14 protein-coding genes are annotated in these 23205 nt (G+C 46.3%); 2 read left to right on the top strand and 12 right to left on the bottom strand.

The genetic code is table 11. From position 1 onward, the window contains the following. Nucleotides 1–7: 7 nt before the first annotated feature. From ABTV53_RS13020 to ABTV53_RS12980, 9 genes are all read right to left on the bottom strand, one after another. Nucleotides 8–931: an AraC family transcriptional regulator gene (locus ABTV53_RS13020; RefSeq protein ID WP_433753459.1), complete on the bottom strand. Its 924-nt coding sequence runs from the start codon at nucleotides 929–931 to the stop codon at nucleotides 8–10. Nucleotides 932–1158: 227 nt separating this feature from the next. Next, nucleotides 1159–2163 (bottom strand): Gfo/Idh/MocA family protein, encoded by a 1005-nt coding sequence (locus ABTV53_RS13015; RefSeq protein ID WP_433753457.1) that lies wholly within the window; start codon nucleotides 2161–2163, stop codon nucleotides 1159–1161. 244 nt (nucleotides 2164–2407) lie between these two features. Continuing rightward, nucleotides 2408–5209 carry an alpha-mannosidase gene (locus ABTV53_RS13010; protein ID WP_433753455.1) on the bottom strand — a complete coding sequence of 934 codons (2802 nt, stop codon included), beginning with the start codon at nucleotides 5207–5209 and terminating at the stop codon, nucleotides 2408–2410. Nucleotides 5210–5227: 18 nt separating this feature from the next. Beyond that, nucleotides 5228–6052, bottom strand: a complete 825-nt coding sequence (locus ABTV53_RS13005; protein WP_433753453.1) for a carbohydrate ABC transporter permease — start codon at nucleotides 6050–6052, stop codon at nucleotides 5228–5230. Nucleotides 6053–6074: 22 nt separating this feature from the next. Continuing rightward, nucleotides 6075–6941, bottom strand: a complete 867-nt coding sequence (locus tag ABTV53_RS13000) for a carbohydrate ABC transporter permease (protein WP_433753451.1) — start codon at nucleotides 6939–6941, stop codon at nucleotides 6075–6077. 67 nt (nucleotides 6942–7008) lie between these two features. Next, nucleotides 7009–8388, bottom strand: a complete 1380-nt coding sequence (locus ABTV53_RS12995) for an extracellular solute-binding protein (RefSeq protein WP_433753449.1) — start codon at nucleotides 8386–8388, stop codon at nucleotides 7009–7011. A 97-nt stretch (nucleotides 8389–8485) separates the two neighbouring features. Next, nucleotides 8486–9787 carry a glycoside hydrolase family 125 protein gene (locus ABTV53_RS12990; RefSeq protein WP_433753447.1) on the bottom strand — a complete coding sequence of 434 codons (1302 nt, stop codon included), beginning with the start codon at nucleotides 9785–9787 and terminating at the stop codon, nucleotides 8486–8488. A gap of 222 nt (nucleotides 9788–10009) precedes the next feature. Next, a complete protein-coding gene (locus ABTV53_RS12985; protein WP_433754181.1) occupies nucleotides 10010–11182 on the bottom strand; it encodes a GntR family transcriptional regulator in 1173 nt (390 codons plus the stop codon). Nucleotides 11183–11407: 225 nt separating this feature from the next. Then, nucleotides 11408–16654, bottom strand: a complete 5247-nt coding sequence (locus tag ABTV53_RS12980; protein WP_433753446.1) for a S8 family serine peptidase — start codon at nucleotides 16652–16654, stop codon at nucleotides 11408–11410. A 713-nt stretch (nucleotides 16655–17367) separates the two neighbouring features. On the opposite strand from ABTV53_RS12980, the gene ABTV53_RS12975 reads away from it, so the two are divergent. Beyond that, nucleotides 17368–18357 carry a hypothetical protein gene (locus ABTV53_RS12975; RefSeq protein ID WP_433753444.1) on the top strand — a complete coding sequence of 330 codons (990 nt, stop codon included), beginning with the start codon at nucleotides 17368–17370 and terminating at the stop codon, nucleotides 18355–18357. 112 nt (nucleotides 18358–18469) lie between these two features. On the opposite strand, the gene ABTV53_RS12970 is transcribed toward ABTV53_RS12975, so the two are convergent. After that, the gene (locus ABTV53_RS12970; RefSeq protein ID WP_433753442.1) at nucleotides 18470–19927 is read right to left on the bottom strand and encodes an alpha-L-fucosidase; all 1458 of its coding nucleotides are present in this window, start codon (nucleotides 19925–19927) and stop codon (nucleotides 18470–18472) included. A gap of 122 nt (nucleotides 19928–20049) precedes the next feature. Between ABTV53_RS12970 and ABTV53_RS12965 the strand changes: the two genes are divergently transcribed. Continuing rightward, nucleotides 20050–20895 carry an AraC family transcriptional regulator gene (locus ABTV53_RS12965; RefSeq protein ID WP_433753440.1) on the top strand — a complete coding sequence of 282 codons (846 nt, stop codon included), beginning with the start codon at nucleotides 20050–20052 and terminating at the stop codon, nucleotides 20893–20895. A gap of 26 nt (nucleotides 20896–20921) precedes the next feature. On the opposite strand, the gene ABTV53_RS12960 is transcribed toward ABTV53_RS12965, so the two are convergent. Together ABTV53_RS12960 and ABTV53_RS12955 are read right to left on the bottom strand one after the other, a co-directional pair. Continuing rightward, nucleotides 20922–22010, bottom strand: coding sequence for a glycosyltransferase WbsX family protein (locus ABTV53_RS12960; RefSeq protein ID WP_433753438.1), 1089 nt, complete (start codon nucleotides 22008–22010; stop codon nucleotides 20922–20924). A 59-nt stretch (nucleotides 22011–22069) separates the two neighbouring features. Beyond that, nucleotides 22070–23155, bottom strand: coding sequence for a hypothetical protein (locus tag ABTV53_RS12955; RefSeq protein ID WP_433753437.1), 1086 nt, complete (start codon nucleotides 23153–23155; stop codon nucleotides 22070–22072). Nucleotides 23156–23205: the final 50 nt, after the last annotated feature.

Below are 23205 nucleotides of genomic sequence, written 5' to 3'. Positions count from 1 at the left end.
TTCACCCTCACTTAAGTATTGGTTGTTTCATTTTGCGAAAAGCCGACGGGGTCATCCCCAGACGTTTGCGAAATACAGCATGCAAATAGTTGGCGTTATTGAATCCTGAAGCAAGAGCGATCTGTTCGATGGATACGTTACTTTCCTCCAGATTGCGGCACACGGCGCGCAGACGAATATCCTCCAGTACGCGGCTGAACGGCATCTCCGGTTGTACTTGGTAGAAGATTCGCTGCAATTGTCTGCTGCTAATATGAAGTTTCTCAGCTACATGCTCCAGCGTGACCACTGTAGGATGATTCGCTTCCATATACTGCACTGCATACTCATAACGATACGCCGACATGTCCCGTACAGGGGCTTCCGGCCGATTGCCTCCGGTGTCGTATGCTCGCACGGTTTTGAGTAATATGCTGATAACCAGTTGCTTGATCGACGTATAATAACCTAACAATTTCTGATCACATGCCTCATAGGCATCCAAAAAACAATGCATCGCCCGATGATAATCATTCACCGGAGTAAGCGGAAGCGTTCTTAGCTTTTCAATCGTTTCCTCGGATTCAGCTGCTTCCCAGGGATCGACATGTTCTCTTGGCTTGTGAACGATATCCACATGAAGACATAGTTCATCCATATCCTCTTTGGCGTCCGCCTCCTGATAATGAACGACACCCGGTCCAGTCAAATACAGCATACCTTCCGAAAGCGCATGTGACTGATCATCGAGAATAACTTTGCCTTTACCTCTCGGGATAAAATGAAACTCGAATTCCGCGTGATTATGGAAATCCACAACTCGGCCCGCTGGAAAAGAAGTCAGATGAAATCGCATCACGCGAATCTCATAATGTCCCCAAACCATTAGAATATCCAGTCTCTCCAGGAGATCCTGCCGCTCAAGCATTTTCTCATAAGGATACAGGCTCAAGATTGCACACCTCCTTGTATAACCTATATAAACTGAACTACAGAATATTTACACTTGCCACTACGATGACAGAATAACCTTCCAATCGCTGTTATCCCCAGATTTTTTTATTTCACTTTTTAAAGGGGAAATCCGGGGATAAAGGCGACCGCTCCGCTTTTTCAGGTTATTTCTGTCCGTTCATGTGTAATGTTTAGTTCAATTTATATAGTCCTTCAACATTGAAACTATCCCTTTAACTCACTTAGTGTAATTCTGCGCCTTTCCTTGGCAGAGAGATTCGCAGCTTCCATCAAACGGGTCAGCTCCATAGCAATCTGCACGTTTTCAGTTGCATCCGTATCATTTTGTATATGTGCGACCCACTGATTGAATGCGCTTTCTCTTTTGTCTGCCAAAGGAATTTCAGTCCAGTCATCATATTGTCCCTGCGCTGCTTTCGTGCGAATCAATAGCTTTTCTTCGGGTGTTCCGTACAGAAGCGAACCTTCCGTACCATGAACCTCAATCGTAAATGGAGAATGGCTGTTCACAAAACCAGCTTCGACAACGCCGACTGCTCCAGAATCCGTAAACAAGGTTGCGACAGCATTATCTTCCACGTCTTTGCCTGTAATATATCCAAAGTTCGCATTAACCGCTGTTACTTCCTGACCCAAAAACAGTTTGGCCAAATACATTGGATGGCAGCCCAGATCAATCAGTGCACCGCCCTGACAATCCTTCAGATCATAGAAGTGTTCAGGCAACCAGTTCGAAATCGCTCCATCATGGGATAACCGTGCTCTGACATACGTCACTTTGCCAAGTAATCCTTGGTTAAGCACATCCTGAATCGTTAGCGTATATCCTGCATTCAGGCGTGGTAAGGAGACTGTCATCTTGACTTTGTTTGCCTTTACCTCATTAAGGATTACATTGGATTCCGCCTGAGTCGAAGCAATCACTTTCTCGGTGAAAATGTGTTTACCTGCTTTTGCAGCAGCAGTGATCACCTCTTCATGAATGCGGGTTGGCGCATCTACAATAACGGCATCGATGTCATCCTTGGCCAGCATATCTTCGAGTGAAGCATAGAAGGGTACGTTTAAACGTTCAGCGGCTTCTTGTCCGCGCTTGGCATCTTCATCCCACACAGCGGCGATGACTGTATCCTCATGTTCCTGTGCCTGCTTGATGTAATCCCATGCGTGAACATGCCACAAGCTAATTTTCCCAATTCGAATGGTCAATGTATCTTACCTCCATACTATATAATATTCTGACATTTATCTATAAGTTATCACAGACTTAATGTATTTTTAATAGAAACTTACGACAATAAATGTATAAAATCACGACATGAGTATCATTAGGTATGTATGCAGTTTCCCATAACACTTTGGTGTGGGTGCACTTAACGGGCACATGACAAAACCTCCTGTTTCACACTACGGTGAACAGAAGGTTTCTATAGTTATAATGTTCAAAATCAACTTAACGCAACGCATACCCTTGTGTAACAATCTTGAACCCGGATACCGTCTGGCTGTCCTCTTCCAACGTATCCTTGACCCGTTCCAGCACATCGCTCTCATAGACAGAGGCGCACTCGAATCCAGGCTGAACGTCCAACTGAGCAGCTTCGGAATTCAGATTATACCAGCGAGCAATCACATCTCCGGTTTCCTCTGCGATCTTCAGTGTGGAGAAGGCCAGTGTCGAACCTTGTGCATTCCACGCCAGCCATTGCTTCGACAGAGGAAGGTCAACCTTGTGCCCATCAGCTTCGGCACGACCTTCCCGCTCAAACGTACGTGCTAATGCCCCTAGCTGTACAGTCGTCCACGGGATCGGATACACGTATGCGGATGCACATGCCCCTGACTGTGCAGCATCACCTGCAAATGGGATAATCGCATATTCCATGCTCTGAGGTCCCAGACATTGGGCTTCCGGTGTTTCAAACACACCCCAATCTCCCAGTTCCGAAGAGGCGCGCAGCAGCGTAATCGCAATCGTACTACCTTCTTCATGCTGTAAAATCTCGTATTCATTCAGCCCTTTGTTTGCAATCATTAATCCATAATCACCATTGGTCACATGTACAAATGCTTGCTGATGCTGCGCATTACTCGGATTCACCCATTCTTTGGCCGGTGTATTGGAACGTTTGGCAATTTCAAAGATGGAATCTGCATAATGATCCTCTGTCACCAATCCCGATGGAAAGAGTGCCCGCAGTCGATGATCCTTGGCCTGATTATTAAATTCAGATTTTACTTTAACCATATTACTGCCTGCTTCCAGCGTATACGTTGTCGTAATTACCAGCGGAACCGTGTTCTTCACCCGCTGTGCCTTCCGTTCTGTAAAAGGAACCATTTGGCGCTTCTCCAACTCGAACAGTTCATCTGCTCCAGCAGGAATGCCCCAGTGTAATACACTCTCCATGACTGCACGATACGGAGATTGCTCCACGATCCGCAGGTCTGCCTTCAGATGCTTCGTGGTCAGCGTCATCTCTCCGTCAGGCTGACGATAGACGTATTCATTGCCGATATCACCGGTATTTTCATATGAATTCAAGCCCCTGTATACAGCACCGGAGACCTTATCTTCAATCGTTGCCGTACCATTCTCTTCAATCGTCACCCGCAAATGACCGTTCTCCATCATCATTCCCTGAACCTGAACGAGTTCGCTCGTATCGGGCACTTCAACACTCTCAACAATCTCTGCTTGTTTCTCTACTGGAATGAGAGCATAAGTCTTATAACCCAGCGAAGGGACATCCAACGCCTGGAAGGTCACCCTTACTTTACGAGCCATATAAGGCTGTCGGAAGCGATCCTTCGGAAGTTCATAGCCGAAATGTGCACCCAAATCCTTGATTTCTGCCGAATACGTGTGTCCATCCGAATCGACCAGTTGATATGCCGGCAGTGCAGCTTGCTCCACTTTCTGCGCAAGTGCCTGGGGATTAGGACCTTCTGGGAAAAAGGCTTTGTCCACAATCAGATCCATTTCAATGATTCCATTTCGATTCCAACCACTCGTGTTGAACACGGTAAACGGCACCGCTTCCTCTCCCCAAGCCTCAGCAGGTTGCGCACGAATGGTTTCAGCAATCGCTTGCGCGCTCTGGGAAACCAATTTCTCTGCAAGCTGTCTGCTCTTGGCGAAGCGGGTCACCATCTCACGGTGAACCTCATCCACACTACATCCGCAGATGCTAACATGCGGGTGGTTCTGCATCAGCATCTTCCATGCATGTGTCAATAGATGATGAGGATAATCTTTAACCCCGGCTATATGGGCCATGGCGGCCAGTGGTTCGGCTACTTTTTCGAGCAACGTCTGCCCCTGCTGATTCAACTGTTTCAGATATACCCGGGCCGATGCCGTATTCACCAGAGTTCCCAAACCATCCGTGTGCTGACTGCGAAGTTCGCCTTCGATGGTCGCCAGATGTTCAGGGACATCTTTCGTAACCGCCTCAATGTAATTGTCAAAATTGGAGTGGATAAATTCCACATCAGGATACAGTGCAGCTGCCGTACGTAAAGCCTCGGGCAGATCCGTCTGGATCGGCTGGTGATCACAACCATTCATGAACAACAAATGCGGGGTCGAGGCGAATTTCTCGGCATCCTCCAGATTTTTATCCCAGTATACTTGAGCTTTCTCCGGATCAACCGGAACTTCCATCCCATTACAGTACCAATTCGCGAACAAAATACCGAGCACTTCCGAACCATCCGGTGAGCGCCAGATCATCTCGGAATAGGGAGATTCGTAACTGTCTGCATCAACCACCGCATTATTAAATCCCGTAGGCTTTACTCCGCGCCCAAAGATCGCGTTATGAATATCCGCCTGTTGCAGAATCTGCGGTGCCTGTCCCATATTTCCGAACGAGTCCGGGAAGTACCCCGTCTTGGATATCACACCGAATGGACGAGCATCACGATGCCCGATGAGCAGATTTCGCAAGTTGGCCTCGCTGCTGGTCAGAAACTCATCCTGTAACACATACCATGGGCCAAAATGAATGCGCCCTTCACGAATATAATGGTCAAGTCTCTCCTGCTGTTCGGGTCGAACCTGCAAATAATCCTCACGAATAATCGTCTGCCCATCCAGATGGAAATAGCGATATTCCGGGTCCTGATCGAGCGTATCCAGCAGTTTATCCATCAGCTCAATGAGAAGAACATGATGGTGTTCATAAGGCATATACCATTCACGGTCCCAATGGGTATGCGAGATGAGATGTGCCGTCTTTTTGGTTGTCATGTTGCGTACCTCCTGTCATTAACCTTTGGTTGCCCCGCCCATGCTGAAACCCTTGGACATGTAACGCTGGGAGAAGATGTACAGCACAACCGAAGGCATCGTATAAAGTAGTGAAAATGCAGCCAATCTGCCGTATTCAACCATGCCGTGGCTGCCGAAAAATTGATAAATGGTGACCGATGCCGGAAGTTTCTCCGGTGTCTGGAGCAGGATGTATGGCACAAAGAAGTTGCCCCAACTTCCCGAAAAGGTAAATATCGCTATCGTTGCAATACCCGGCAACATTAGCGGAGCCACAATTCGTCTCAAGCCATTCCATACGGACGCGCCGTCAATCCATGCCGATTCTTCCAGATCAATCGGCACCGAATCCATGAAGTTTTTCATCATCCAGATGCCATAAGGAAGTGAGGATGCGGTCAGGAACAGCATTGTGGCAATGATGCTGTTTTGCATTTTGAAGAACAGAAACATCTGAAATACCGGAACCATCACGGCCGTAATCGGAAGAGCTGTCATGAACAGAATGGATAACAGGAAGCTTTTTTTGAATCTCATTTCATAACGGGATAAAGGATACGCAGCAAGCACCGATACCAGAACAACCAATACCGCTTGCCCTCCCGACAGAATCAGGCCGACACCGAATGAACGAAGATTGCTCGCATCCCCGAGTACATCCTTGAAATTTTGAATGGTCCAGGTACTGGGCATTTTGATGCCCTGCTGTGCGTTCGGATCAAATGAAGCCAAGATGATCCAGAGCAGCGGCAATAAAAAACAGAGCCCTAGAAAAACTAGAATCCCGTATTGGATTTTGTGTTGAAGCCCATGTTTGACCATAGGGATCGAACCTCCTTCATGGTTACACTTTCACTTTCATGGATCGCATGTAGAACAGGCTGGCGATAATACCAATGAACAGCAGAACCAACGATATGGCTGTGCCGTATCCAAACTGATAGTTCACAAAGGCCTGGTTGTACATGAAGATTGGCAGGGTTTGTGTCGAAGTACCCGGGCCACCACCAGTCATCGTATAGATCAGCGTGAACACACCCAGTGTCTGTAGGGTAACCAACATCATGTTGGTCACGATGGACCCTTTTACCATTGGAATCGTAATGTGTCTGACAATCTGGAACCCGGTGGCACTGTCAATAATTGCAGCTTCTTCAACTTCCTTCGGAATATCATCCAGAGCGGATTGATAGACCATCATCGAGAAGGCTGTACCGTGCCAGATATTCGCAATAATGACACTCACCATAGGGAAACTGAATAACCAAGAGATGGGATTTGCCCCAAACCAGCCGAGAATCTGATTCAATGAACCATTGTCACTGAAAAAAGCAACCATACAGAATGCCACCACAATCTCGGGTGTCACCCAACCGGCAATGACGATGATGCCGATAACCCGGCGGAACGTCATATTTTTCTCTTTCATGAGAAGAGCCAGAATGAACCCAAGCAATACCTGACCAATCACTGCGGAGAAGATGAGAAAGACCAGCGTGCGCCAGACGCTTATGCGAAAGTCCGGATCATGGAACATATTAATGAAATTCTGGAATCCGACAAACTCCAGACTCTTGGCTGCCGCCCCGGTCAGAGCCATATTCGTAAAGGCAAAGCAGATCGTCAGAATGATGGGAACAATGAAAAACACAAGTAATAACAGTACGGAAGGCATGAGAAACAGAAATGAACCTGGTGCTTTCCTTTTCATAAGTCACTCTCCATTCGAACCGGAAAAAGGGGAGATTATGCCTCCCCCTCCGAATATATCGATATCCTTATTTCTCTTCGATGCTGTCCGCGCCAAGGGAACGGGATACGTTGTCCTTCAATTGCGTAATTCCGTCTTCCGGCGTCAGCTTGCCAGAGGCAATGCTCTCAACAATGCTTTGCAATTGGGCGGATACCGCTGCATATTGATCGTTCGCTGGACGGAAGTGGGCCACATTCAAGAGTTCCTGTGCTTCTTTCGTATATGGACGATCGGTATACCCTTCAACTTCTGTGGAATCATTACGTGGACTAAGGCTACCTTCCGCTATTACACGTGCAGTCGCATTTTCCTTATTCATCAGGAACTCGATGAATTTCCAAGCTTCTTCCTTGTTCTTCGCTTGTGCAGGAACAGACCAAGCCCATCCTCCAGACATTGTCGTTGCTCCAGGTTCTTCCCCATTTTGTGTTGGGAATGGCGCAAAGCCTATTTTCTCTTCGACGTTGGCAATTGGAGCAGCACCGTTCTCGGCCCATGTCGAACCTGCCCAGCTCCCATCAACTGCCATCGCCAGTTTATCCTGTGGGAACTGTTGCTGGAATGCAATACTGCCAGCTTGTCCATTCAGGGCAACCTGCATGGTCGGACCTGTTTTATCCGTGTTAAACACTTGATCTATGAATTTGAAGGAATCCAGCAGCCCAGGGCTGTTAACTACCCATTTTTTGGTAGTGTCGTTATACAGCGTATCCGCCGTACCATAAAGCAGCATTTCCAGCGTTTGCATGGTAACACCCTCACCGTTTGCTTTACCCACGATCATATTAAGCGGTGTCACACCTGGCAATTTTTGCTTGATGGTACGTGCTGCTTCGAGGACTTCTGCCCAGCTTGCAGGTTTGAAAGGAACTTCAAGTCCCGCCTGTTGGAACAGTTCCTTGTTGTACCAGATCCCGCGTGTATCCGAGGTAGCCGGAACGCCGTACACTTTGCCATCTTCGCCAGTAACCCCTGCCTTCAGGTTGTCGATGATGTGCTCTTCCCAATCAGGCCATCCCTGAACCTGTGTATCCAGTGGCTCCAGATATCCCGCAGCAGCGTCCGATTTGATGATGGATGTATCTTCGGCAATGACATCAGGCGCCGTGTCAGGCGATTTCATCTGCAAAACCATTTTGGACGTATAATCACCCTCACTAGCCAGTACAGGTGCAATGTTAATTTTGATATCCGGATTTTCTTTCTCAAATTGATCCACCAAACCTGATTGGAAGAATTTTGTAAGTGTATCTTCAGATCCTGAAGAACGGAACGAGACGGTTACTTCCTTCTTACCGTCACTGGTTGTGCCTGTGCTTGAGCTTCCGCCCGAACAGGCTGTAGTAAGAATGAGCAAGGATGTCATAACTGCTGCTACCGGCATTTTCAATGATATTTTTCTCATGATTCGCTCTCCTCTTGTCGGAATTCAACGAACTCCGAACGATATGATGTACTCGCAGGTTATCTCTTGCTTCCCTATCCTATTTCTGTACGCAACCCTATTTCTCTACGCGGAATCCGCAATAATCCATCATCAGTTCACTAAAGAGCATGTTGGACCATGAAAACCATGGGCGGGTATACTCATGTGGATCGTTAGCCGAAAAGCCTTCATGGGTAAGTCCGGTGCCCGCATCCGTCTGTTGGATAAGCTGGAGCAATCGCAGTTTTTCGTTGCGATCCGCTGTAGTCAGCCCCTGCATCGATAAAGCGATATGCCAGATGTACCCATCCGGTGTATGTGGACTACCGATTCCAGCTGCTGCTGTTCCCTCATAGTAATACGGGTTGTGTGAGGATAGAATGAATCGGCGTGTATTCTGATACACCTCGTCGTTCTCCTCCACATATCCGAGATAAGGTAAAGACAGCAGGCTTGGTACATTGGCATCATCCATCAAATTGTGATTGCCCTTACCATCCGTTTCGTACGCATATATGGTTCCATATTCCGCATGTTCAACGGTGCCATAATCCTGAATACCTTTGTTGATCTGTTCCTCCAACTGCTGAGCAGTCACTGCCAGCGTTTCATCTTCGAACACAGCTTCAGCAATTTCCTGTAGATATCGAAGCGCCACAACGGCGAACATATTGGATGGAATCAGATAACCATATTCACAGCGATCGTCGCTGGGACGGAATCCCGACCAGGTCATGCCTGTGTAGGCGGTTTCAGTACCTCGTCCCTCTCGGCTGAGCGTATCGGTTTCGGGAGCATCCAGACGCTGGAATGTATAGGGTGATTTTGTCTCATGATGCTGCTCCACTTGCCATAATTGCATGATAATCTTGGCTGCTTTGCGGAACGTATCGTTGAATTGAGTTGTTCTGCCCGTATTCTTCCACAAGAGGTAACTGAGCTGAATCGGATAAGCCAGAGAGTCGATCTCATACTTGCGTTCCCAGATCCAATCATTCATCTGCGTCAGGTCTTGCTGATGTCCTTTTCCACTCTCCGTCTCATTAAAAGCGTTTGCATAAGGGTCCAGGAGAATATAATTCAGTTGACGTTCAACCAGTCCAGCGATCATGTCGGCGATATCTTCATCCTCTGAAGCGAGAACCAGATAAGGTCTGACCTGAGCGGCAGAATCACGTAACCACATGGCAGGAATATCTCCCGTGATCACAAAAGTAGTTCCATCTTCTTTGCGCTGAATCGTGGTCAGCATCGTATTGGTAAAACAATTTTTGAACATTTGATTAAGTTCCGGATGATCTGGCATACGTTTGTTAACCTGATTAATTATGTCGTATATTGAAGGGGAAATTTCTTGATCATCTCTGGGTGTAAGCATGTTGTCCTCCTTATGTAATCCATTTTATTAACCGCTTTCATCATCCTAAAACTAACATAATGTTATGTCAATATATTTATTTGTATATTAGCATGTTTCTTTTATTTAAAACTCGGAATGGTATACCATTTAAAATGATTATCTCCTTTTTATACGCACAAAAAAGAGACCTCGTTTACACGAAGTCCCTTCTTGAACACAATTAAATACTGGCAGCTAAAATCAACCCTTTTGTTTCACCGTACTCGTCGATTTCCCCTTCACCAAGTGGGCAGGCAGAATGACTCTGTTCACTGCCATTTCGTTGTTCTGCATATTTTGAAGCACCATCTCGAATGCCTGTTTTCCCATATCAAACTGGCTTTGTCGCATATGTGTTACACGGCTTCCTTCGGCAGCGTTTGGACTGTCAAAACAAATGATGGACAAATCTTCCGGAATCCTCAGACCAAGCTGATCAGCCGCTTGTTCTGCAAGTAAAGCAATATGGTACTCCGCAGCAAAAAGTGCTGTAATCTGCGGGTATTTCTGTAAATGTTCCACCAGTGTTTCCACATCGCGGACCTCGACTTGAGGATCGAACACACTTGGCAATGTTGAAAGAAAAGATTCTAACCACAATTCCCTGTTCACCAGTACACCTTGATCATGATGTGCCTCAATGATGCCTTCAATTCGTTCTTCAATCGGTGTAGTGTTCGCCGGAGGCTGTGTCAGAAAAGCGATATGTCGGTGCCCGAGATCGAACAAATAATTCATCCCTTCTCGCGCCGCGCCTACATTATCCGTACTGACAGATGAAGCCGGGATGCCTTTCAAGTACCGGTCAATCAGGACAAACGGGAATTTGTTAACGACCAGTTTAAGAATCTCATCGCTGAAATACTCACCCTGTGCCGGGAAAATAATCAATCCGTCCACACCCAGTTCCAGCAGTTCCTGAATGCTCTGTTCCTCCTGCTCCGGAATCCCGAAGGATCTTCTAAGTACGAGAAAACAATCATGCTCTCGCGAAGCTTCTTCCATACCATATAACAGTTCTGTACCATACATATCACTGAAGTTAGTAATGACCAGACCAATGAGCAGTTTCTTCTCTGAATCTTTAACCGCAGCACGCGGAGCAGGTCTGTTAGATCTTTCTTGTAACACATCTGCTGTGTCGGCTACAAAAGAACCCCGTCCCGGTTGACGAACAATTAATTGTTCACTCGCCAGCATCTCAAGCGCCTTTTTCGTTGTAATCCGGCTCACTCCGAATTCATCACATAATTCCTTCTCCGAAGGGACTCGCTCACCCACTTGATATTGATGAAGCTGTATCCGTTCACGCAAGGATTCAAAGATCTGTTCATACATCGGCTTGGATGCCGAGTCTTTCCCCAATACAAACACCTCCATAAATACCCATACTTCTCATGTTCTACATCCTAATATATCATGTTATATTATTAAGTTCATTATTAAATTTATTTGGCGTAAATAACCATAGCCAAGTAATCTTAGATGTCAGAGTGATCGTGATACAACAAAAAGCCGACAAGCCCTGATACCTCGGCTTATCGGCTTCTTGCTTAGATGGTCAAAACGTATTAATCATCCCTATCATTCTCTGCATAATTAAGGTTGCAGACTCTCAGCGGACGGTGGACCTACTTCTGTTTCAGTCTCTTCAGGGCTCGAATCTGGTTCTGGAACGGATTGTTCTTGTGCTGCGCTGACGAACAATCGTCCAGCGGCTTCGGCTTCTACTTTGTTGCCAGCTGCATCCTGAGCACGAATTACAATGACTCCTCCCTCAAGAACAAGGGATGAAGGCGTTGTGTACGTACCCGTGTAACGACCTGGCTCAGTCTCCACCAATGGAATCTCTCCTGCCCCTTGGGCATTCAAATTCAGCGGTAACTGAATTCGAAAAGATGCTTGCAGACCAGGTTTACTGTCGAATGAAACAGTGACACTCTCCCCTGATGTGATTCGAACATCTTCAGCTGGCGTAATATTCGTAAGTTCTGGTAACGCCGTTTCCACATAGACGGTACGGGTTACGGTTGTTTTATTACCAGCAATATCGGTTGCTGTAATGGTAATCGTGTTCTCGCCTTCATTAACCAATACGCGGTGACTGAAGCTTCTGTCTTTACCCACTTGTACGGTTTGTCCGTTGACGGTTACCTTATCGAGGAATTGTTCCACGACATTCCCCGTTACGTGAACAACTTCTGCATTAATGCGATCCCCTTGAGCTGGCGTCACAATCGTCAACTGTGGTTTAGTCTGATCCAAAATGATGACAACGGGCAGTGAACGGTCGGTTGTTTTTCCGTCCACCACTGCCTCGGCAGTAATCGCATTGATGCCAGAACGGAGTTTCACACCGTATGAGAACTTCCCATTTGCCACAGTTGTTGTACCAGCCAGATCTTTGCCGTTGTAGATCTTGATCTGAGCGCCGGATGCCGGAGATGTTCCCGACACGGTGAAGGTTGATTGATTCGTATATGTGTTCGCTGGTGCTGTGAGCACAGGTGCATTTACCGGATATCTCACAACTGCACGAATCATGTAGTTACCTTCTTCGGCAGGTGAAGTGCTCCACGCTCCACCTACTCGCTGCCAGCTTCGTCCTGCATTTGGACCATCCTCATCGGTAGCGAGTCCCGGAGCGCTGGTTCCAGCTAGAGTCTGTACATACACGATATAGAAGTCACCCGTTACAATGACCGGTTCCGGGAATTCAACGGTTGTCCATTGATCGTTACGAAGTGCAGTACCGTCAAATGGTCCGGCCAGTTGTCGTCCCGGAGCTCCGCCAGCACCCGATGCATCATAGACGGCATATTGGAACGCTGTACCTCCAGGTACAGGCCATTCGGTGTTCCAGAAGCGGAACGATGCACCCGTCAGTTGAGCGGTCTCCAGCTCTGGTGTCATTCGAACTGCCCAAGCGTTATCCGCTGCGTTAAAAGCTCGTGCGTTCTCTGCTGTTCCATCATCATAAGCAATTTCCCCTGGAAAACCGATGAATGGTTTCAAAGCAACATTCGCCTCTGCCGTACCATTACCAGGTACAGTCACAGTGACGGTTTTACTGTAATAATCCGCAGCCCGGATGGATAAGGTATAGCTTCCTTCCAATACCTGAATAGCGAAGCTGCCATCTGAACCTGTGCGAACTTCACCTACGTTGGCATCCTCCACCACGAGAACGGAAGCATCAGCCAGTGGTTGTCCTGTCCGCTCATCCGTTACGACACCTTCAATCTGTCCATGCGGGATTGCCTCCAGATTAAAGTTGGCTTTGGCTCCACTGCCATCGGTGATCGTTACCTGCTGAGTTCGAGGATAATATCCATATGCCTCAGCTTTTAACGTGTAATCACCTGCTACGTGTGTGAAGCTATACTTGCCTGTAGCTGAATCCGTCTTCACCGAACGTCCGGTTTCCAGTACGGTAACCGTTGCACTTGCAGGCAGGCTTTGTGGATTAACCGAACCTGTTCCTGGCTTTTCAGCTTCCGGTTGTTGCTGTTTCGTTTTGTTGAACTCCGCTTTGTCTGTCCGCGTAATTTTGTACCAAGGGTTATCATAGGACGGTTTTGGTTTATCGCTGTTAAGCACAACGGCACTGTCCTCTGTGACCGTCTCCGCAGCAACACCCAGCACACGGAAATCATCAATGAACCAGCCTGTCCGCACAACACTGTTGTCTGAAGTCAGACGGAACCGGAATTGAACTGCATGACCGGTAAGTGCATCCAGATCATAAAATACCGGTGCCCATTGTTTACCGTTTGTACTATGTGAGAATTTGCCCAGTTCTGACCATGTCGTTCCACCATCTTTGGTGACTTCCACATATCCGTAATCATATCCGCTCTCAATCTCGTACCAATGATTAAACGTAAGTGTTCCTTCGGATACATCCGTCAAATCGATGACCGGGGATACGAGCGAATAATTGGAGCCATTCTCGTACGTATTGTCGAGATCAGTCGCCCACACATTCGGCGGAGAGACGGCGCTGGCAGGTCCCGTTACCGGAATGCCTCGTTCCCACTCATCTTTGGTTCCCGAATGCGTCCAGCCATGATCATCGCTGCCGTCGAAATGATCGATATAGATATCTTGAGGCACCTCTACTGTAATGGAGACCTCATTCGACTTGTCACTTTCATTGCCACTATAATCTAGTGCCGCAACGGTATAGTAATAGGTCGAATCCGTAACCGTAGCTGTATCCGTAAACGTTGTTCCAGTTGCAGTTCCAATGGATTCATAACCTGCACCGGCGGTTGTGGAGCGATATACCACATAGGATTCGAGATCCTCATCGCTCGGACCAGTCCAGCTCAAGGCTACATTGCCCAGAATATCAGCGGTTGCAGTCAATCCCGCAGGAGCTCCCGGTGCAAGATCATCCAATTCTTCAACTGCAAAATCATCAATATACCAACCAGCCTTTTGCACCGAGTTATCACTGGTCAGATTGAATTTGATAAATACCTGCTGTCCCGCGTATGCGCGAAGGTCCACATATTGTTTCTTCCAGTTCCCCCCCGTACCTGTGAAGCCTAACAACTCTTCGAACACATAATCGCTATCCTCGGAAGCGATATATACCTTGCCAAAGTCGATGTTATTCTCCAGATCATACCAGTGTTTGAAAGATAATAACGCACCTTCCGGACTCTCAGTAAGATCAATTGGTGGCGCAAGCAGATAGGCATTGCTATTCGCCAGATAAGTGCCTTGCAAGTTGGTTGCAATCACTTTGTCACCGGAGTGTGCACTTCCAGGACCACTGCTTGGTGCTCCCCATACCCATGTACTTCCGGTACCGCCAGTGGTAAAGCCCAGCTGATCTTCTTCAAAATCCTGAAGATATCCTGGTTGAACACCATTGGAGACAGCCACTTTGTATACCTGACTATCAAATCCGTTGTTGCCATAGTCATTCACGCGGATATAATATTCTACACCTTGTGGCTCAATGAGAAATGCCGGAATGGTTGCTGTGTACGTACCATCTTTGTTATCCCCGGCAATCCGATTCATCGGCAGATACACATACTGGTTGGTACCTGTCGTTTTGGCAAAAGCCTCAACCGAGACTACCGCGACATTATCTGTCACATGAGCCGTTAGTGGAATATCGATGCCTGTAAAGGCTGAATTGACAGGGGTGTGCGCCAGTACCGGCTCTTCCAGATCATCTCCGGCTGTAACGACTCTGCCAGAAACTGTGCCGATCCCTTCGAGTACAGAACCCACTGCATCAAGAGCATTAATAATGCCGTGACCATAGCCGTTATTAGGAGATGTTGGATACTGACTATCTGTTCTCGGCGTGGCTGTATCTGTAATGATTTGCTCCAGCTGATCCACTGTAAGGGAATGATTGGCCTGAAGCAGAAGGGCAGCAAGCGCAGTTGTATGCGGGCCTGCCATCGACGTTCCGTTCCAGCCTCCCTCATATACACCGCCTGGAACTGATGAACGGATATTCACACCAGGGGCAGATACTTCCGGTTTGATCTCGTCATATGGAGATGGACCCAGCAACGAGAAGGATGCCAAGTTACCATTGATATCTGTGGCTCCAGTGGCGAAACTTTCGGGATAGTTGGCCGGGTTCGCAACAGATCCAGGTCCGCCCGGGTTACCCAGTCTCACATTTCCGGCGGAGAATTCCGGGAAAATCTGAGCATCACGCCAGGCTTGCACCATTGGTCGGAACCATTCATCCAGTCCTGCGCCTCCGCCCCATGAGTTGTTGACGACATCCGGTGCAAGTTCAGGATGCAGATTACCTTCCGCATCCACCGGAGCAATCAACCATTGTCCGCCATCCAGAATAATGGCATCCGTTGTTTCCGGATTGAATATCCGCACACCAATCCATTTCGCACCGGGAGCAACTCCGATCTGATTGGTGCCATCTGCTTCAGAGCCAACCATCGTACCCATCGTGTGTGTACCATGCCCATCTCCATCCGCAGGAAGTGAAGCATTACTGTGCGGATCATACCAGCTCAGTTCGGGATCAACGATATTGCCCGAAGAATCCAATCCCCGCCATTTGCTGCGAAGCGCAGGGTGGGTATAGTCCACACCGCTGTCCAGATTGGCAACGACAATCCCTGTTCCATCGATGCCCCGATCCCACACGGCTGGCGCATTGATGTAATCCAGGTTCCATTCCACGTTCTCTGTCGCAAGCTTCTCCTTTGCAGCAGGCTCTTTGTCTTTGACTCCGACTGAAGAGTCTTTAGCTGGCGTTTGGACAGCATCTTTGCCTGGTGCCGCATTCGCCGGTTCTTTACTCACTTCAGCTTTCTGTAAGTATCTCGTCTCATTCGGTAGAATCTTCTCCACCTCAGGCAGCAGCGCAATCTGTTCCATGACTTCTTTGGTACTCGTTACTGCCAGTGAATTGACGATAAAATAGCTTTTATATTCTTTGACCTTGCCCAGGTCAACTTCCTTTTCCAGATAAGTTTCCAATGGATACTGTGTACGTGAGGCTGTTTCTCGCAGAGAGCTGACGACCGAATTCCGAACGGACAGCTTTGTGGCTGAAGCCGTTTGTTTGGCGATGGTTGCCTTTTCAAGGGCCTGTTTGGAGACTGCTGCTGTATCCACCTGTTCTTTCATTTTCACCAGATAGGTCACATATTCACTACCCTCAAATTCTTTGGTCAACTTGGCGTTTACTTTGGATTCCGAGACTTTGGCGAGTCCAGATTTCATATCCAATTTGGATGATGTGGAGTTTTCAGCTGAAACCGGATGAATGATCGAAAATGCAAGGAGAAGCGAGAGCCCCATGGAGATGGGCTTGCGTAACCGATTAATCTTTATCAAACTTTTCCACTCCTTTTACCCGGTTTTTTAATTTAGTCTGGTACATATGCCCTTCTCTGCAGAATAAAACGGTAAAACAACCTTTATTGCGGACGAAATAGATGCTCTGGATTTCACATAAAGCCTCACCTCCTTTACAGGTTGGGTTAGGGAACAATATGGATCAGAAGAGATAACAGATCAGTCTATGAATTTTCACTTGGAAGTTTAGGAGATTGAGTGTATCGGATAAATCATGAGAGTGAATGTCTATAAGCATTCATGTGGAAGGGTAATCAGGAGCGTTAGCAGAACGCTTGCAAAGGAGTAGTGAATATGAATTTTGATCGTAAATCGAGTGAGTGGAAAACCATTTAAATTACATATAATACTAATTAGGAATTTAATTGGATTTTATTGGTATAGTATAAAGTCATTTTTCGAGATATACAAGCACTTTTATTGAAAAATATAGAAAATAAGCATTTTAAAGGCTTTTATATATCTAATGTCTCTACATGTTTCTCTTTCTTTTCACAATTGCGAACAATTAGTAATTTCAAAAGGTTAAAGCAGTTCTTTATAACTATATCCCCTCTTTCACTTTGTGGTTGCTATCTCCAAAAAATTCAGTTCAGGTTACTCTAATATGGAAGATATGGTATTATATTAGATGCAGTTTTCAGAGGCATTTGAAAATCAAATGATATTATCTTTTTGCAGGAGGTATCCCTATGCTTAACAATCAATCCTTGCATTTTACGAAAAGGAAATGGAAAATGCTCACAACCGTTGTTCTTGCAATGCTGTTATTTGGTATGTCTGTTCTGCCTGCAATGGCCGCATCTCCCGGAAAAACCGTAAACGCATCGGCAAAACTGGCCTACAACCTCAAAGGACTCAAGTATGACCGTGTGGTGCAAAAGGCTTACATCGCAGATAAATACGTGTATGTTACTCAGCGTGTGGGCGGGACTTGTCATCTCTCCAGATTGCTCATAAAGGGCAGCGATGCTGTATACGTAGATAAAATGACCATCACAAACAGCGGTCATTGCCAAACACTGGATATGTATACGTACAATGGGGCCAATTATTTTTATTTTAGCTCAAAAGCCGATCCTTCCAAACCAGAGAATTGGTCACTCCAGGTAGCCCGACTGCAATTCGTGGCAGGCAAAACTGTGGATTATACCGATCTCCATCGGTTCACCTATATGAATTATGCCAACAAAACCGGTTCGAAACTGGGTGAAACCTATCGTGTGGATGGCGGTGGCAACAGCAACTACACCGTTTTTCGTATACAAACGAAGGAGAAAACCGTCACCTGGTCCATTTATGATACGGTCGCATTGAACAAGCTTCTGGATCATAACAAGCAGGTTCGAATGGACAGCGCAGCTGCGGTGAAGGCTGCTGTTACCAGCTTCACACAGTCGGGCAATGCCATTATCAGACCCAACGGATCTTTCCAGGGGGGAGACCTGCTGGGCAAAACGCAAATATTTACATCGGGCGGGGGCGAAGGGCAAACGCCTCAGATTGCCAAAATTTCAAGCTCAGGAGCATACCAATCCCTTGTAAAAATAACGAATGTCGGCAAGCATGAAATCGAGGGCGTTCAGACGAAGAACGGCAACGTATACTTCACCATCGTTTCCGATCCGGGAAACAAAGCGAACGGGCAAAAAATATACTACGTTCCCGACAGCACTTTCTAACACTCTCAGAACTTGAAGCAAACCAAAGAGCGCTATCCGGTGAGTAATAATACTCCTGGATGCGCCCTTTTCATATTAACTGTAGTAACAATTAACCTGGTTCCTTCATCCCTTAATCCAATTCTATCCTAAAAACCACAGGTGATTTGCTTTGCACTTTTGTTGTTGTAATGGTCAGAGCATCTTCTGTTCTTATCCATTCGGGTTTATCCTCGAAACCCAAAACTTCGATGTTCTTAATGATGCCTTGAAAATGATGAGAATCTTTCTTCAGCGATTTAATGTGGATCACTCCGTTATCCGGGTAGGCAAGAACCGTGGCATACAGACTGCTATCTTTTAACGTAAACCGTATATCTTCACTTGTAAATATCTTCGTATCTCCATCCGTGAATTGCCCTTCCTTCACCTCTGTTGGACCTTCGCCAAACGTCCGCCAGAATGATGTATCATAGATCGCTTCCCCATTCACTTCCAGCCACTTGCCAATGCTCAGCAAAATGTCGCGATCTTCTTCCGGTATGCTGCCGTCTGCTTTTGGTCCAATGTTCAGCAGCAAATTCCCGTTTTTGCTTACAATATCGACGAGATCCCGAATGATCTCCTCAGCCGTTTTATAGTTATTATTTTCCGTATAACACCATGAGTTTTTAGCGACAGCCGTATCGGTCTGCCAGAAATAAGGCTTAAGCTCAGCGAACTGTCCCCGCTCCACATCCGGAACGGCACTTCCAAACATATAAGCCTCATGTTTATAATTGATAGCTACAGGCACGCCCCATTCTTCACCTTTGTTATAATAATAGGCTGCAAATTTTTTAAGATAGGGTTTGAACGCAACCGTTTGAATCCACCAATCGAAATAGAAGACCTTCGGCTGATATTGATCCACCAGTTCACAGCATCGAATCAACCAGTCTTCCAGATACTCCTCGGTTGGAGGCGAACCATACAGATCATGATGATCCGGCTCAGGCATGGCTGGCCAATAGAAATCCCCGCGCTCCAGGGGTTCCTTAATATCTGAATCAAATTCCTTCCCGTGAGACATGAAGAACCAGTGCTCCGCGCGGTGAGACGATACACATAAGGTCAGCCCCTGCTTCTCATACGCAACCTTCATCTCACCCAGAAGATCCCGTTTGGGGCCCATTTCATATGTGTTATAGTGAGAGATAGAGCTCTTGTACATCTGAAATCCATCATGATGCTCAGCCACGGGCATAACATATCTGGCTCCAGCCTGTTTGAATAACGTTGCCCATTCGTCTGCATCAAACTTCTCTGCACGAAACATTGGAATGAAGTCTTTATATCCAAACTCCTTATGGGGTCCATACACCGCAAGGTGATGTTCATAAGCTTTTGTGCCTTGTATGTACATATTTCGCGAATACCATTCGCTATCATAGGCCGGTACAGAATACAGTCCCCAATGGATGAATATGCCGAATTTCGCTTTGGGGTACCATTCGGGAACTTGAAAAGCGCTAAGCGAACTCCAGTTGTCCTTGAATCTACCGCTCTCAATCGTTGCTTCGATCTGTTGCAAATATTCGTTTTTGTCCATGTGATGTTGTCATCCCTTCTGTTATCGTCTGTAGTTGTATTGTAGTGTTACGACCGAAGGATAAACATGCAGAACACTAACTTTTAGATGGACAATAATAACCTTGTATGGAGATGAAAAGTATGAATCATCAAACTTTGCTTACGAACTACCTGTCTAATCTCCAAGTCGAATTATTCATGGTCAATTACAATCGGTGCGATACGGATTGGAAGGATCTGGATTACACGCCCGATTACAGCAAGTTTTATTTCATATGCGAAGGTGAAGGTTGGCTCAAAATTGGGAATGAGGAGTATTATCCTGCGCCTAATCAGCTTATTTTAATGCCAGAGGGGATCAAACAGTCCTACTCTGCCATAAATGACCGGCCTTTTCTCAAATATTGGTGTCACTTTAGCGCGAAGGTTGGGGGAATCAATTTGTTTCAAATTCTTAAATTCCCACACATCTGTACGATAGATCAACCTGAGTTGATTCAAGCAATCTTCAGCAGTATCCTTACATATGCAAAATCCGATGAAGTCTATGCCCATATGATGGCCAAGAGCAAACTGACCGAGTTACTATCCCACTATTTGATGAATCTGGATCTGGATCAGATTTCTTTTATTAACGTTCCTGTCATGGAGAAACTGTCCACCATTCTGGCTTATATTGATTCCAACATCGAAGAGAATATTTCGGTTCAGGATCTGGCCCAGATCGCCTACATGCATCCAAATTATTTCATTCGATTCTTCAAGCAGCAGATCGGAGTTCCTCCGATCCTCTATATTGCTGGTAAAAAAATCGATAAGGCCAAGGAGTTGCTGGCCTGCACCCCGAACACAATAACTGCCATCGCCGAACATCTGGGTTTTAGTGATTTGTACTATTTCTCCAGACAGTTCAAAAAGCACACAGGGCTCACGCCAACGGAATACCGCAAACAAAAAACGGTACTGACAACGAAACATAGTCTATAAATAAGCTCAAATCAGAGAGAGTTCCCTCATTCGGAACTCCCTCCCACAGACTTGTTTCTGTTCGATAGTTCGTGCTGAGTTACTTTCTTGAGTTCTCTCAAATAAGCGTAACCATAGTTTTGATCAGGCTCAAGATATGCCCCTTCCGCCCACTCATTCCAGGCGTTAACAAAAAGATATTCACTTTTGTACAGCGTCCTCGCTCGTTCCATCTGTCTGGACAGATACAGCCCAAACTTCTCTGGGGTAGAACCAAGCGTACTCTGTCCATCAACACCTCTCCGCGGGGTATTATCCCAATTGACAAAAGCACCTGGATAGACAATTTCTCCGTTACGGTGTGGTGTTCGTTCGAGAATGGAGGACCATACCTTGTCGTAATTCACAGCAATATGCTGCTGTCCCTTGATGTTCATTTCGATCCAGATTCCATTCATATGTCCATGTGCAAACGTGTAATGCGGTTCGAATTCCATGCTTGCATCAAAGATCTGATGATTACATGTAGGGAACCCGCCAATGGTCTGCACAAAATGGATCCCTTTCAAGCCGTGCTTCAAAGCCAATTCACGCCAAAACTGAATCATTTCCTCGCATTGAGGAATACTGGCTGGCCGATAGATCAGAAACAACGGCTTACCTTCCACTCGAATATATCGTTTGTCCTTAAATACCTTAACCAAATAATTAAAATGTTCTTCCCAATCATCTTGATCCCCATAGTTCTGGGCCATGAGAATATCGGATTCCTGCCCATCCCATTTTCTTGTCCATGTTTCATTGGCCCAAGACAAACAAAATGGAAAATCAGGCTCCCCACTGTTCAATATTTCATCAACCGGTTTTTCCAATAAACGTTTACCTTTGAACCAATAATGATAATAACAGAATCCATAAACGCCATGATGTTTGGCTGTTTCTGCTTGCCACTTTCGTACATCTGGATCGGAAAGATCATAATAGTTCCCCTGAAATGGCTGGTTAGGCTGATGGTGACCCGAGTATAAAGGAGTGGCTTTTTTTACATTGGTCCATTCTGTAAAACCGTCCCCCCACCAACGGTCATTCTCCTCAATCCGGTGAAATTGGGGTAGATGCAGAGCAATAACCTTCAATCTGAACGCCTCCAATGCAGCAACATAATGCAGCCTGCACGCCTGTGATTTTTGATGGTTTATATAAAAATGATATCCAGCAGTCGCAGTGTTTTTTGCAGATGGGACTGATTGTATTTCATGTATGCCAAGGCATGACTGGCTGCCAGTCTTCTTGCATCAATACTCTGCCAGTAATGTTCAAACTTCTGAATGAGTTCTTCGCAGGAGGTGAATTGTTGGAAAATATTAAGGTCTACCACGTTACTTTGATTCGCCGATGGCCCTATGAGCTGAAACGTCCCACATGTGGCAATTTCCATCACGTGTTTGATCGATTCTCCACTATGAATAACGATTTTGCTTCCGTTATACAGCATCTGGCGAGCTTCATGACTGTGAACTGGGTAGAAATCTCCAAACTGAGTCCAACCCTTCCCATCCACCCGAACTATTTTGTCATTCAGAAGACCGGATGTGGCAAAAGTCGTTAGGATACTATCCGGTTCCGCATCTCCGATGATATAAACATCTGATTCGTACTCCAGGGGAACAGTTTGCGGACAGAATATATGGGGATCAGGCGGCATGAACAGTTCATACCGAGCAGAGCCTGCCAGATGTGGCTGAGGGTCACTCATTGACCATGAATTCTGCACAAACACGTGATCCAACCACGGCAGCATGGCATCGCTTTGACTTCCAGTTTGATTCGGAGACAACCAGATTACTTTTTTGGCGGTTGATGTTTTTAACGCTGTAATATTCTCATTTGGCAATTGTTCATCACTTCCAACAATCAGAATCAGGTCAACCTCCATAGCAGACAGACTGGCTGAGACGGATTCTATATATTTAATCTCATTTACATGCCTCACGAGATGTTTAAGGCTTTGTTCAATCAGTACACAGTGTGATGACATCTCCCGGTCATTACACGGTGTAATCAGAAGCACATTTAACTCCTTATAGAACACTTTGGACTTTACTCGGCTAGATGCATGTTCCTCCTGCATCATTTTCAACCATTGTTGCTTGAGATCCAACTGCTGTACTGCCATGTGTTTGCGCATGGATTTGAGTTTTCTGTTCAGTACGGCATGCATCTGTCTCAGAAATAACTGGTTTGCATCATGAACTGAACGATTCTTTTTTATGGACTTCACCTGCATTTTTGACTTCTTTCGGATAACAAACCCTCCCGTTCCATACGAAA

It is taken from the genome of Paenibacillus amylolyticus (assembly GCF_050990605.1).
Classification (GTDB): Bacteria; Bacillota; Bacilli; order Paenibacillales; family Paenibacillaceae; genus Paenibacillus; species Paenibacillus amylolyticus_H.
The sequence above is the reverse complement of the archived record's forward strand: the minus strand, read 5'-3'. Positions and strand labels throughout refer to the sequence as shown.

Coding starts and splice junctions, on each gene's coding strand:
- ABTV53_RS13000 (WP_433753451.1), bottom strand. CDS start 6,941: ATGAAAAGGAAAGCACCAGGTTCATTTCTGTTTCTCATGCCTTCCGTA.
- ABTV53_RS13010 (WP_433753455.1), bottom strand. CDS start 5,209: ATGACAACCAAAAAGACGGCACATCTCATCTCGCATACCCATTGGGAC.
- ABTV53_RS12965 (WP_433753440.1), top strand. CDS start 20,050: ATGAATCATCAAACTTTGCTTACGAACTACCTGTCTAATCTCCAAGTC.
- ABTV53_RS13005 (WP_433753453.1), bottom strand. CDS start 6,052: ATGGTCAAACATGGGCTTCAACACAAAATCCAATACGGGATTCTAGTT.
- ABTV53_RS12975 (WP_433753444.1), top strand. CDS start 17,368: ATGCTTAACAATCAATCCTTGCATTTTACGAAAAGGAAATGGAAAATG.
- ABTV53_RS12990 (WP_433753447.1), bottom strand. CDS start 9,787: ATGCTTACACCCAGAGATGATCAAGAAATTTCCCCTTCAATATACGAC.
- ABTV53_RS12970 (WP_433753442.1), bottom strand. CDS start 19,927: ATGGACAAAAACGAATATTTGCAACAGATCGAAGCAACGATTGAGAGC.
- ABTV53_RS12995 (WP_433753449.1), bottom strand. CDS start 8,388: ATGAGAAAAATATCATTGAAAATGCCGGTAGCAGCAGTTATGACATCC.